Consider the following 12,779-nt stretch of genomic DNA (forward strand, 5'->3'; position numbering starts at 1 on the left):
AGCAGAGCAACAGCGATGCCATCGCTGTGCTCCCTCTGGGAGCCACCGGTCCGCGAGCGTGTCCGTGTGCTCGGAAAGCTGAGGCGTCTTCAGAAAGCTGAGGCCCTAGAACGACTCCTTGAACGGCCGCAGGTCCACTTCCTGGGTCCACGCGGAACGGTGCTGCCGGTGCAGCTGCCAGTACGTCTCCGCGATGGCGTCGATGTGGAGCAGCCCGTCCTCGCCCAGCGCCTTCACCCGCTCCGGGGCCAGCGTGTGCAGGCGTTCACCATCGATGCCGCCGTCGATGAGCACGTGGGCCACGTGCAGGCCCTGCGGACCGAACTCGCGCGCCATGCCCTGGGAGATCATCCGGAGGCCCGCCTTCGCGGCGGCGAAGTGCGTGAAGCCCGCGCGGCCTCGAAGGCTGGCGGATGCGCCGGTGAAGATGACGGTGCCCCGGCCCAGGGGCACCAGCCGCCGAGCCGCCTCGCGTCCAACGAGGAACCCGCCGAAACAGCCCACCCGCCAGAAGTCCTCGAACGTCGCGGCGTCCAGGTCGCGGAAGGGGACCTGCCGGTTGTTGCCGGCGTTGAACACGACCAGGTCCACGGGGGCGAAGCCCACTCCTGGAGCCAGGGCCCGGTCGAACAGCCGCGCGACGTCCGCCTCCCGTGTCGCGTCCGAGACCACCGCCTCGCCACTGCCACCGGAGGCCGTGAGCCCCGCGACCACCCGGTCCAACTTCTCCCGCGTGCGCCCCGCGACGAGCACGTGGTGGCCTTCCGAGGCGAACTTCCGGCACAGGGCCGCGCCCAGGCCCTGTTCAGCGCCAACGCCCACCACGACCGCGGTGGGCTTGAGGGAGGAGGTCATCGAGAGCAGCTCCGGGATAGAGGACCGTCGCCCGTATCAGACCCGCTCGGGCGTGCGGAACAAGGGCGCACCCAGCGCCGCGCCGTTGACGCCACCGTCAACGAACAGATCCTGCCCGCTCACGTAGGACGCATCGTCGGATGCGAGGAAGAGCACCGTCCGCGCGATCTCCTCCGGCCTGCCCATGCGCCCCATGGGAATGGTGGCGGACATGCCGCGCTCCATCTTCGCGAAGGCCTCCGGCGTGGGTGCGTTCTTCTCCCAGATGGGCGTGTTCGTCGCGCCAGGAGACACGACGTTGACGCGGATGCCCTTGGGGGCGAGCTCCGCCGCCAGCACGCTTCCCATCGCCTTCAGCGCGCCCTTGCTCGCGGCATAGGCGGAGTACCCGGGCATCCCCAGCTCGCTGTGCACCGAGCTGGTGAGGATGATCGACGCGCCGGGCTTCAGGTGCGCCGCCGCGGCCTGCACCGTGAAGAACACGCCGGTGACGTTGGTCTGGAGCACGGACGTGAACGCTTCCTGCGACGTCTTGCCCACGGGCGTCTGCGCCGCGACACCCGCGTTGGCGAACACGATGTCCAGCCCGCCAAAGCGCTCCACCGTCGCCGCCACCGCATGCTCCAGCGCGGCCGGATCCGTGGCGTCCGCCTGCACCGCCAGCACGTTCGCGCCCAGCTCCTTCACCGCCGCGTCCAGCGTCTCCCGGTTGCGCCCGGTGATGGCCACCCGCGCCCCCTCCGCCACGAACAGCCGCGCCGTCGCCAGCCCGATGCCACTGTTACCGCCCGTGATCAGCGCCGTCTTTCCCTTGAGCCGCATCTGACTGCCTCCGGTGTGAGTGGTTTCATGATGAAACCAGTTGCCGGATGAATAAAAGCCCCGGTTTCGTTATGCAACCAGTTGTGGAGCGACCCTCTGGAAGGAGGCGGTGGTGAAGCGGACGAGCATGGAAGGGGCGGTGTGCCCGGTGGCCCGGTCCCTGGACGTCATCGGGGACTGGTGGTCGCTGCTCATCGTGCGCGATGCGCAGTACGGCCTGCGCCGCTTCGGCGAGTTCCAGAAGAGCCTGGGCGTGGCGAAGAACATCCTGGCCCAGCGACTGAAGCACCTGGTGGACCACGGCATCCTCGAAACCCAGCCGGCGTCCGACGGCAGCGCCTGGCAGGAGTACGTGCTGACGGAGAAGGGGCGGAGCCTCTTTCCCATCCTGGTCGCGCTGGGTCAGTGGGGGCAGCAGCACTGCTTCGAGGCGGGAGAGCCCCGGACGCGAGTGCTCGACAAGGCGCACGGGCAGCCGGTGAAGCCGCTGGAAGTTCGCGCCGCGGACGGCAGGGTGCTGACGGTCCAGGACGTGCGCCTGGATCGGCCGGCCACACAAGGCTAGCGCCACCCGGAGCCGGGCTGGTTAGGGTGTGCCCATGACGCGCCCTGCATCGGATTCGTGGTCACTGCCCTGGATGGGGCTGGGGCTGAGCAGCAACCTGAGCGCCTCGGACGTGCCGCATCCGTACCGGTTGCTTGACGCCTCGCCCGGTCTCTTCGACTTCGTGGAGTACAGCGCGCCCATCGCGCTGGAGGAGGCGAGGGCCCAGGCCACGCTCTTCCCGGAGATGTGGCGCCGCCGCTCGGACGTGCCGGTCCTCTTCCATCCGGTGCACCTGAACCTGTGGGGCCCGGAGCTGGAGCCCGCGTCGGCGCTCGCGGAGCTGGACGCGCACGCGCGCGCGGTGGGCAGTCCGTGGGTGGGCAACGACGTGGGCTGGTGGCACGCGGGCGGCCAGCCCTTCCCGGGCTACCTCTACGTCACGCCGCCGTTCAACGACGCGGGCGTGCGGGACAGCGCGGCGCACGCGCTCCACATCCAGGCGGGCTTGAGCGTCCCGCTGGTGATTGAAAACCCCGCCGTGCTCGCCACGCGCGGCGGACTGCACGCGCTGGACTTCATGGCGAAGCTGCACGCGCGCACGGGCCTGCCGCTGCTCCTGGACCTGGGCCACCTCTTCAGCCACCAGCTGTCCGCGGGCCTGCCCCTGCGCACGGGGCTGGATGGCTTCCCGTTGGATCAGGTCGTGGAGCTCCACATCGCCGGCGGAGTGGTGACTCGCAGGGGAGGGCGGACCTTCTACGTGGATGACCACACGCAGCCCGTGCGCGAGGAGCTGTTCGAACTGCTGGCGGAGGTGCTCCCGCGCTGCCCGCGCCTGCGCGCCGTCACCTTCGAGGGCGACGGCCATCCGCCAGAGGTGGCGCTCGCGTCACTGCGGCGGCTGCGCGCGCTCGTCCCGAAGGAGTCCCGCGCTCCCATCGACATCCCCGCGTCGCGCGAGCCCGTGCCCGCCCTCACTGGGGACAGCCGCCCGTGGGCGCTGTTCGACGCGGGCCACGGCGTCACGCCGGCCACGGAGGACGAGGACCCCGAGGGCACGCGCGCGGACCGGGACTTCCGACTGGCGGTGGTGGCGGAGCAACTGGACAAGGACTGGCCCCTCACGCGCCTGCTGCTCGCGGCGACGCCCGAGGGGCTGGAGTCCTTCACCCGCTCGCGAGAGTACCGAGGCCTCTTCGATGGGCTGGGCAAGTCCCTGTCCCACGCGTTCGCGTCCTGGGCGCGCAAGCGCGTGATGGCCGCACCGTCGGACGGCGTGGCCGCCGCGCTGTCCCTGGAGATGATGCTGCCGCACGCCTTCCTCCAGACGCCGCCCGCCCCAGCCCCGGGCCAGGTGGCGCTGACCGAGGACGTCCGCCTGGGCTCCTTCCCCGCCGACCTGACGGAGCTGGTGTTCGCCACACGGGCGTTGCGGCGGCATCTCACCGGCCGTGCGTGGGCCTGCGGGGCGCTGGAGGTGTCCGGCCTGGAGGCGCTGGCGCAGGTGGCGGCCCGGCCGGGTCCGGGCCCGTGGCGCTTCGCCATCCGCCGCAAGGCCATCGGCTTCGAGGTCCTGACGCTGCCCCCGGAGGTAGCCGCGGGGCTCCAGGGGCTCGCGGATGGGCCGCTTCCGGTGGAGGCCCTGCCCGGATGGCTGCTCGCGGAAGGGCAGGCACGCGGGCTCTTGCGGCGGGCATAAGGGCGGACACATGTCGGCCGGTCAACGGATCCTTGCGCCCACCTGTCTGGTGGGGTAGTGCCCGCCGCATGTCGTCACCCCTCGTCGTTGGCATCGCAGGCGGCACCGCGTCCGGCAAGACCACGGTGGCCCGCAAGGTGCGTGAGGCTCTCGCCGACTGCCGGGTCGCCTTCATTGATCAGGATTCGTACTACCGGGACCTGAAGGACATGTCCCTGGTGGACCGGCGGGAGGTGAACTTCGACCATCCCGACGCGTTCGACACGGAGCTGCTGGTCAGTCACCTGCGTGCGCTCAAGCAGGGCCAGGCCATCCAGAAGCCCGTCTACGACTTCGTCACGTCCGGACGTCAGCCGCACACGCACCGCGTGGACCCCGGGGACATCGTCCTCATCGAGGGCATCCTCGTGCTGCACATGAAGGAAGTGCGCGACGAGATGGACGTGAAGATCTACGTCGACGCGGACGACGACCTGCGCATCCTTCGCCGCCTCACCCGCGACATCAAGGACCGCGGCCGCGACTTCGACCACGTGGTGGGCCAGTACCTGCGCCACGTGCGCCCCATGCACATGGGCTTCGTGGAGCCGTCCAAGCACCACGCGGACATCATCATCCCGCACGGCGGCAACAACGACATCGCCATCGGGATGCTCGTGGGCGCGCTCCGGGCGCGGCTCGCCTCGCAGCACCAGTCGCAGCGCTAGCTAGCCGCGCAGCCAGCGCAGGAAGTCCTGCACCGGCCCCTTCAGCCGGTGCGCGTCCGACAGCAGGGTGCCGTGGTCTCCAGGCCCCTGCAGCTCCACGAACCGCGCCTGCACCCCCGCCGCCGTCAGCTGGTGGTAGGTGTCCCGCACGCGGCCCGCCGGAGCCAGCGCGTCCGTCGCGCCCGCGAGCAGCAGCACCCGCGCGTGGATCTTCGAGAACGTCTCCGTCAGGTCGCAGCCCGCGTACGCGGAGCAGAGCATTGACCACGCGATCGGATCGAATGTGTCCGCGAATGACGCGGCCTCCGCCTCCAGCGCCGCCAGCGCCGCCGCGCTGTCCGGATACGCGCTGCCCAGGTGGTCGCGGCCGTAGAGCAGCTTGAGGTAGTCCATGCGAAGCCGCGCCAGCGTCCGGTTCGGGGCGCGCTCGCGCAGGGGCGGGGTGTCCTCGTTGTCAGGCGCCATGCGCAGCACCTGCGACGTGAGGCCCAGCTTCTCGCGCAGCCCTTCCGGCAGCGCCCGCGCCGCGCCCAGCACCACCACGCCGTCCGCCAGCTCCGGGAACAGCGCGGCCAGCCGCAGCGCCACCAGCCCGCCCAGGCCAATCCCCACCACCGCCCGGACGCGCGTGAGCCCCAGGGCCCGCAGCAGCGCGGACACGCCGCGCGCCATGTCCAGCACGGTGAGCGGCGGCAGGGCCGCGCCCCAGGGCCTCCCGCTGTGCGGATCCGGCGTCAGCGGCGACGTGGAACCGAACGGGCTGCCCAGGAGGTTGGGCACGATGACTGGCGTCACGTCCGGATCCAGCGCCTTGCCCGGACCGATCAGCTCCCGCCCCCAGCCCGAAGGTTGGTACGCACCGTTCACTTCCGTGCTCAACGCCTGGTGGGAATGGGACAGGTCGTGCAGCACCACCACCGCTTTGCCATCCGACGGTTTCCCGTAGGCCTGCCAAGCAATCTGGGGGCTTCCCAGCAGGTCCCCTTCCTCCAGAGGAAGGGGCACGGTGAACAGTTGGATTCCCTCGGCCTGGGGCACGATGATGCGGCTCATATCATTGCCTGCCCGAACGCACAGGAGCCTGTCGCTTGAAGCGCTACTTCGGAATCATCGTTGTCATCGCCCTGGTGATCGTCGCCGCCGTGGCGAGTCACCGCACCGCCTCCGCGCGGGCCACCGAGGCGGAGCGGGACGCGGACTATCGCCGCATCCAGTCCGTCTACATGGAGCGCGTGGGCTGGATGCGCTCCAACCCGGATGAGGCTTCCTACAAGGACGAGCTGAAGTCCTTCTTCAAGGGCTACTTCGACGATGTCGACGCGCACCTGGACCGCTTTGGCGGAAACAAGAAGTTCGACAGCTATCTGGCGGAGCTGGATCAGCGCGCGGAGGCGGGGGGCGAAAAGAAGGACAACCGCGCGGGAGACCGCAAGGCCTTCTACGAGTACGCGCGCAAGCAGTTCGACTCCCTGCGGGAGGGCCGCTACCGCCCGGTGTTGTCCGCCACGGACAAGGGCATGCGCCTGGACGTGGTGTCCAACGACGTGGTGATGGTGATGGGCAAGCCGCAGATCCGCCTGCAGCTGGTGCTCTGGGGCGCGCAGCGCGTGGAGAAGGACGAGGGCAAGGTGAAGAAGATGGTCACCAGCGCTTCGTTCGACACGGTGTGGAAGCTCACGGACGCGAAGGGCAAGCTGCTGGGCGAGATGCGCGGCGCCGACCCGTCGATGAAGATCGACTACCCCGAGCGCCTCATCGCCGGGTTCCCTCCGCAGATGGTGCTGGGCCACTACGACCTGGACCTGCTGCCCGCGGAGGTGGCGAAGCTGGAGATGACCATCAACGTCGCCTCGCACGCGGCGTCCGGTGGCAACGCCAACGCCACCTACGCGTGGAAGCTGGACGTGCCATCGGAGTGGAAGCTGGGCGCCAACGAGACGTGGGAAGGCGCCACGCAAGAGGAGCGGCCGGAGGAGGACATCGACCCGGCCAAGGCCTCCGCCAAGAAGGGCGAGTAGCCCTTCTTCTCCGTCACTTCACGACGGCGAAGTGCGACCCCAGCCGGTACGCGGACAGCGTGCCGGCGTCGTCCAGGAAGTACAGGTTGAGGCGCACGTCGGCCTGGAGCGCGACGAGCCCCACCCCCGCGCGCACCTCCGCGAGCACCTGACCGCCGCGAGGATCCACCGCGCGCACCACCTCTCCCGCGATGAGCGTCACGTCGCGGGCGGTGCGCGCCGGCAGCGCGGTGATCAGCGGCTCGCCGGCCGCCCCCACCCGCCAGTCCACCTGCCCGGACAAGGCCACGCGAGCGGCCGCCCCGGACGCGCTCGTCACCACCACCGCGCGAGGCAGCGGCGCCAGCGCATAGGGCCCCGGGCCCAGGTGCAGCGCGCGCTCCCAGACCTTGCGTCCACGCGCGTCCAGGCACACCAGGAACCCGTCCTGGTCGCGCATCCCGGCCAGGAGCACCCGCTGGCCCACCGGCAGCGGCGTGGAGGGCAGGATGAGGTCCGGCTCGAACGTCCACTGCGTCTCGCCGGTGTGCGCGTCCGCCAGCAGCAGCGCGTGATGCGAGCCGCGCCCCAGGAGCGCCAGGAAGCGCCGGCCCCACGCCACCGGAGGCCCATGGAAGGGCAGGGGCGAGCGCAGCCGGTAGCGCACCTGACCGTCCTCCAGGTCCAGGCCGTACAGGTAGCCCGAGTCCGTGGACAGGAGCGCCCGGTGTCCCTGCGTGGCCATCCACCCGCGCTGCGTGCGAGGAGGGGCCAGGCGCCACACCTCGCGGCCCGTGGCCTCCGCGAAGGCCACCGCCGTGCGGTCCTCCGACAGCGTCAGCAGCAGCCCGTCCTGGCGCAGCAGCAGCGGCCCCAGAGGGATGCCGTCATGGTCGTGCAGCCACCGCGCGCCCGAGCCCCGGCCGGTGAAGCCGTACACGCGCGTGTCGTCCGCCGCCACCGCGTGGCCATCCGCGGACGCCGCCACGCCCAGCGACGCGGCCCGACGCCACAGCAGCGCGCCGTCCTTGCGTGAGAACGCGCCCGCCAGCCCCGGGGCGCAGTACACCGGCCCGTGCCGTCCCAGGAGCAGCCGCGCCTCTTCCGGCTCCTCCAGCCCGCGCTGCTCCCACAGCTTCTCGAAGCGCAGGCGCCGCAGCTTCCCAGGCACCTTCAGGGGACGGGACTCGCCGCGCGCCGGGGGACTCTTGCGCTCGCGGGCCTCGCCCTCGGCTTCGGGCGGCTTGTGCGCACCTCGCAGGTGGGACAGCCCCTCGCGGCAACGCTCCGCCACCTCCACCAGGTACGGGTTGGAGACCTGGACCCGGTGCGCCTCCGCGAACGCCAGTCCCAGCGCCTCCCCCAACTGGAAGAGGGCGGACAGCAGCGCCTCGGGCTCCAGCTCGAACCACGTGCCGGTGGGCCCCAGCTTCGCCCGCCGTCCGGGCAGGTCCAGCGTCAGGCGGGGACGCACGCCCGCGGGCTCGAACTCGAAGCGGGACTCGCCCAGCTCCACGGCCCGCGCCAGCTCCACGGCCTGCCGGGACAGCTCCAGCACCGTGAGGAACGGCGGCCCCGGCGCACGCCACGCCTGCGGCCGTCCCGGCAGCGCCAGCCACACCTCACCCGCGCCCAGGAGCGGCGCCAGCGCCCCGGAGGGGCCCTTCGACGGCGCCTCGCGCGAGGCGGGGGAGATGTCCTTCAGCTCGAAGCCGAAGCCCGGCACGGAGACGGGCTCAATCCGCAGCGGGGTGGGGGGAACGGGCTTTTCTTCCGCATGCGGGGCGGCCTTGCCCAGGCCCTGGAGCGCCTCGCCCAGCTTCCGGGCGGCCGTGGCGGACAGGGCCTTGGGCGCGAGCTTCGTCACGTCCTGGAGGAATCTCTGGCCGCTCTGGCGGGTGGCCTTCGTCAGCTCCTCGGCGTCCACCCGGATGGGCGGGCGCAGCAGATGGGCGGGGCGGGCGAGACTCGCCACCGAAAGTTCGATGTCCGGCCCGACGCGCCGCAACACCAACTCCAGGTGCGCCTCCGTCAGCGAAACCTGCGCCAGCCGCCGCCTCCCGGCGTGCAGGGCCGCCACCGCCTCCACCAGAGCGGGGACGACCTCCGTCAGGGGCTCCTCCACCGCCCCGGACAGCAGGTTCACGCCGTCGAGCTCCAGCGCGATGGAATCGAGCGGGGAAGCCGACGGTTCGCGCTTCCAATGGTGGCCGATGCGAAGACGGGTCATTGACGTTCGTTGACAAGCCAGTTTAGCGATGGCTAGCATCCGCCGCCCATACGGACCTACATTTTTGTAACCGTTCGGAATTCTTGGGGAATACTCGATGACATTTTACGAGGCCGCGCTCCGTGTACTGGAGAGCGAAGGTCGCCCCCTGCATTTCCTTGAGATCACGGAGAAGTCCATCCAGCTGAGCCTGCTGTCCCACATCGGTAAGACGCCGGAAGTGACGATGCTGTCGCGACTGGCCGCGATGGCGCGACGGACGCGGGATCGAAAGGTGATTGTCACCGCGAAGGATACCTTCGCGCTGACGGACTGGTCGCTCTCCGAGGACGTCGAGGCACTTGCACAGACGGGCGTGATGGAGCCGCATCCGGAGGAGGAGTTGCCTCCGTTGCGGCCGGTGGAGCGTCACCCGGAGCCCCGCACGGACAACGTCCGCGCGTCGGGTCGTGGCACGGAGCGCAAGCGCCGCCGTGACGAGGGTGAAGAGGAGCGGGGTGGACGCCGCAAGCGCTTCCCGCCACTGCCGGAGGTGGTGTTCGAGATCCTCAGCGAGGCGGAAGCCGGACTGCGCACGGATCAGCTCATCGAGCGCGCCAAGGCCAAGGAGCTGTGCGCCGAGGAGACCACGGTGGAGGCGGTGCTCACCGCCCTGCTGGAGGACAACCAGCGCCGCATCGACGCGGGCCGCCGGCCCCAGTACGCCTTCAACCAGGAGACCGGAGAGGTGTCCCTGGAGCGCGCGGGCGCGCCGAGCGAGGCGCCGCCCCTGGAGCTCCAGGCCGCCTTCGCGCAGGCCCTGGGCATCCCGCTGGAGGGGGGCCGCCCGGTGCTGGGCAAGCCCGCCGCCGCCGGGGAGCCCCTGGTGGACGAGGCCCTCATCACCACCGCGCGCACGGCCCTCAAGGACGCGCGCCGGGCGGTGGCTCGCGGGCTGCGCAAGCGCCTGGGCGACGCGGACGTGGGCACCTTCGAGAAGTCCGTGGTGAAGATGATGCACGGGCTGGGCTTCCGCGAGCTGAAGGTCGCCAAGCGCTCCAAGGAAGGCCCCCTGCTCACCGCGCGCAAGCGCGAGGGCAGCGTGGAGCTGCGCTACGCGGTCCGCATGCTCAAGGGCATGCCGGGCATCGATCGCAAGACGGTGCAGGAGCTGCGGCGCGACCTGGGCCACTACTCGGCGCAGGTGGGCCTGCTGGTGAGCGCGGGCGAGGTGCGCGGCGACGCGCGCTCGGAAGCGCAGGCCACTGGCTCGCTGGTGATGCTGTGGTGCGGAGACGCCCTGGGTGAGAAGTTCCTGGAGGCGAAGACGGCCGTCACCGTCACCCAGGTGGAGCTGTACGACATCGACGAGCGCTTCTTCGAGGCCGCGAAGCTGGACGCCGAGGAGGCCCAGCGCCGCCGTGAGGAGCGCAAGAGCGAGAAGCAGGCCCGCGAGGAGGGCGAGGGCGGTGGCGAGGCCGAGGTCGCCGCCACCACCGAAAAGCCGGAGCGCGCGGAGCGTCCCGAGCGGAGCGACCGTTCGGAGCGTTCCGAGCGCCGCCGCGACCGTCAGCGCGAACGGGCCGAGGCCCGCGACTCTGCCCAGACCGGCGCCGAGGGCTCCGAGGCCAAGGCCTCTCCGGTGGCCCCCGCGCCGCCGGCCGCCGCGGGGTTCACGCCCGCGTCGGAAGAGGACGAGTCCGAGGAGGGCGACGACGAGGGTGAGGACGAGGACCTGGAGGCCGCCAGCGCCTTCGTGGGTGGAGGCAAGGAGGGCGCCGAGGCCGGTGCCGCCGAGGGCAGCGCCTCCGAGCGCAAGCGCCGCCGCCGTCGTCGCCGGGGCCGTCGCGGCCGTGGCACGCGCGGAGCGGAGGGCACGCCCGCGGGTGAAGCCGGCGCTCCCGCCGGTGAGGCCTCCAGCGCGGATCAGTCCGATGCCACCACGGTGGCAGCGGTCGCCGCCGGTGAGGGCACTGAGTCCTCGGGTGGCATCGCCGCGCCGTCTCCGGGTGGCAGCGTCACCGGTGAGTCGGTCGCGCTCGCGGGCGAGGCACTGCCCGTGATGAGGGAGGTCAGCCCCGCGAACGGGGAGGCCGCCGCCACGCCGCCCGTCGTGGGCAACGCCTGGCAGGCGGGCGAAGCGGTGCAGGCTTCTCCGGAGTCCGACGAAGCCGCGCGGGCCCGGGCCGAAGCCGCGAGTGATGCGTCCGATGCGGTGACCCCGGTCGCCGCGCAGGCGCTGCCTCCGGAAGAGGCTCCCTCCGAAGCGTCCTCGCAGCCCGCGGAAGTCCGCGAGGTGCACGAGGCGCCGGTGGCCCCTGGGACGGACGGCTCGTCCGAGGGCAACAAGGAAGGCTGATCCCCCGCACGGAATCGGGTGCGGTGGACGCGGGAGTGTTAGCCTGTGGGGGCCATGAAGCCGGCCCTGCTGCTAACCTCCTGCGTGCTGTTTTTCGGGGCCTGCCGCTCGCAGGCCCCGCGCTATCCGGTGGCGCCGGTGGAGCTCTCCGGGACCACCCTGCGGGACAACGCTCTCCTGGGTTTCGGCCCGGAAGGCGTGCGGGACCTGTTCGATGACGCGCTGGAGTCCTCCGGCCGCTTCGAGCTGGTGGCCGACGAGTCTCCCAAGAAGGCCCGCCCCTGGCGGCTGTCGCTGGACGTGCCCTTCACCCGCGAGGTGTTGAAGGACGGCAACCCGCACAGCTTCGCGGAGGTGGGCGTCAACCTTTCCCTGGAGCGCTTTGGCGGCAACACGCCCCAGCGCTACGAGGTCGTGGGCCTGGGCGAGGCGGCGGTGGAGGTGGACTCGACGGACGGGCGGCGGGCCGCGATGCGCAGCGCACTGGAGAACGTGCTGCGGCAGGTGACGGAGTCCGCGGTGCTTCAGCTCTCCGCGCTGGACCGCACGGACGAGGCGCTGGTGGCGGACCTCCAGGCCACCGATTCGCGCATCCGCGAGTTCGCCCTGCGGACGCTGGCCGAGCGCAAGCACCCGTCCGCCGCGCCGCTCCTGATTGAGCGCCTCAAGGACACCAGCGACGCGGAGCAGGTGCGCCGCACCATTGGCGCGCTGGCGGAGATGAAGGCGAAGAGCGCGGTGCCGGCGCTCATCGACCTGGCGCGCGGCCGCGACTCGGGCTTCCTGCAGGAAATCGTCTTCGCGGTGGGCGAGATTGGCGGCCCGGAGGCGGAGGCGTACCTGTACACGGTGGCCCAGGGCCACGACACGCCGTCGGTCCAGGCCGCCGCGCAGCAGGCGCTGGACACGCTCTACGCATCACGCAACCACGCAACCGCGGAGGCGCGTGGCCAGGGCCACGCGGACCCCTAGCGCATGATGAAGCAATCGCTGTCGATGGTGGGGGGCCTGACCCTCCTGGCCTCCACGCTCGTCGGTTCCGGCTGTGCGAAGCGCGTCGAGTCGGACACGCGCCCCTCGCCCGAGTCCATCGGCCAGTTCTACCCGCTGGCCGTGGGCAACGCATGGACGTACCGGATTGACGGGCGCGACGACAAACCCGTCACGGTGGAGATCGTCAAGGAGCAGGACGGCTACTTCGTGGACAACCAGGGCGGCCAGCTCACGGTGGACGCCTTCGGCCTGCGCGACCCCAAGCGCTACCTGCTGCGTGGCCCGCTGGAGGCCGGGCGCGGCTGGAACAACGTCGTGTCCGTGTCCTCCACGGAGCGCTACCAGCTGGTGCAGGTGGGCTTCGCCTGCAAGGTGCCCGCGGGTTCGTTCTCCAACTGCGTCAGCGTGGAGGGCCGCAACAAGGTGGATGGGCAGACGACGCTCGTGAACACGATGACCTTCGCCGCGGGCGTGGGCCTGGTCCGCGTGGACGTGGCCACGGAGCACGAGGGCAAGCGCGTGCCGCAGACGGAGCTGGAGCTCATCTCCTACAAGGCGGATGGCGCCAGCCCCGCGGCCACCCCCGCCGCG

The 12,779-nt window shown here is 71.3% G+C and carries 11 protein-coding genes; 7 read left to right on the forward strand and 4 right to left on the reverse strand.

Annotation, left to right across the window (positions count from 1 at the left end; genetic code table 11):
* Positions 1-105 precede the first annotated feature (105 nt).
* Positions 106-855, reverse strand: a complete 750-nt coding sequence (locus D7V77_RS15430; protein ID WP_120577053.1) for an SDR family NAD(P)-dependent oxidoreductase — start codon at positions 853-855, stop codon at positions 106-108.
* 36 nt (positions 856-891) lie between these two features.
* Positions 892-1,677, reverse strand: coding sequence for an SDR family NAD(P)-dependent oxidoreductase (locus tag D7V77_RS15435; protein ID WP_120577054.1), 786 nt, complete (start codon positions 1,675-1,677; stop codon positions 892-894).
* Positions 1,678-1,789: 112 nt separating this feature from the next.
* On the opposite strand from D7V77_RS15435, the gene D7V77_RS15440 reads away from it, so the two are divergent.
* The 3 genes from D7V77_RS15440 to udk all read left to right on the forward strand — a co-directional run bounded on the left by D7V77_RS15440 (position 1,790) and on the right by udk (position 4,630).
* Positions 1,790-2,242, forward strand: a complete 453-nt coding sequence (locus D7V77_RS15440) for a helix-turn-helix domain-containing protein (protein ID WP_199733788.1) — start codon at positions 1,790-1,792, stop codon at positions 2,240-2,242.
* 34 nt (positions 2,243-2,276) lie between these two features.
* Complete coding sequence (locus D7V77_RS15445) at positions 2,277-3,923, forward strand: DUF692 family multinuclear iron-containing protein (protein WP_120577056.1); 1,647 nt, start codon at positions 2,277-2,279, stop codon at positions 3,921-3,923.
* 68 nt (positions 3,924-3,991) lie between these two features.
* Positions 3,992-4,630: a uridine kinase gene (gene udk / locus D7V77_RS15450; RefSeq protein WP_120577057.1), complete on the forward strand. Its 639-nt coding sequence runs from the start codon at positions 3,992-3,994 to the stop codon at positions 4,628-4,630.
* Here udk and D7V77_RS15455 read toward each other — a convergent pair whose 3' ends face one another.
* Positions 4,631-5,683 (reverse strand): alpha/beta fold hydrolase, encoded by a 1,053-nt coding sequence (locus D7V77_RS15455; protein WP_233597007.1) that lies wholly within the window; start codon positions 5,681-5,683, stop codon positions 4,631-4,633. It abuts the gene before it with no gap.
* 35 nt (positions 5,684-5,718) lie between these two features.
* Here D7V77_RS15455 and D7V77_RS15460 point away from each other — a divergent pair, with 35 nt between their 5' ends.
* On the forward strand, positions 5,719-6,648 hold the full coding sequence (locus D7V77_RS15460; protein WP_169821824.1) for a hypothetical protein: 930 nt from the start codon (positions 5,719-5,721) through the stop codon (positions 6,646-6,648).
* Between the two features lie 13 nt (positions 6,649-6,661).
* Here D7V77_RS15460 and D7V77_RS15465 read toward each other — a convergent pair whose 3' ends face one another.
* Complete coding sequence (locus tag D7V77_RS15465; RefSeq protein WP_120577059.1) at positions 6,662-8,857, reverse strand: PQQ-binding-like beta-propeller repeat protein; 2,196 nt, start codon at positions 8,855-8,857, stop codon at positions 6,662-6,664.
* 97 nt (positions 8,858-8,954) lie between these two features.
* Here D7V77_RS15465 and D7V77_RS15470 point away from each other — a divergent pair, with 97 nt between their 5' ends.
* The 3 genes from D7V77_RS15470 to D7V77_RS15480 form a co-directional block, all read left to right on the forward strand.
* The gene (locus tag D7V77_RS15470) at positions 8,955-11,195 is read left to right on the forward strand and encodes an HTH domain-containing protein (RefSeq protein WP_120577060.1); all 2,241 of its coding nucleotides are present in this window, start codon (positions 8,955-8,957) and stop codon (positions 11,193-11,195) included.
* Between the two features lie 54 nt (positions 11,196-11,249).
* Positions 11,250-12,167, forward strand: coding sequence for a HEAT repeat domain-containing protein (locus tag D7V77_RS15475; RefSeq protein ID WP_120577061.1), 918 nt, complete (start codon positions 11,250-11,252; stop codon positions 12,165-12,167).
* Positions 12,168-12,170: 3 nt separating this feature from the next.
* The coding region (locus D7V77_RS15480) for a hypothetical protein (RefSeq protein ID WP_120577062.1) at positions 12,171-12,779 on the forward strand (609 nt) is incomplete at its 3' end.

This window comes from Corallococcus sp. CA041A (assembly GCF_003612075.1).
Lineage (GTDB): Bacteria > Myxococcota > Myxococcia > Myxococcales > Myxococcaceae > Corallococcus > Corallococcus exiguus.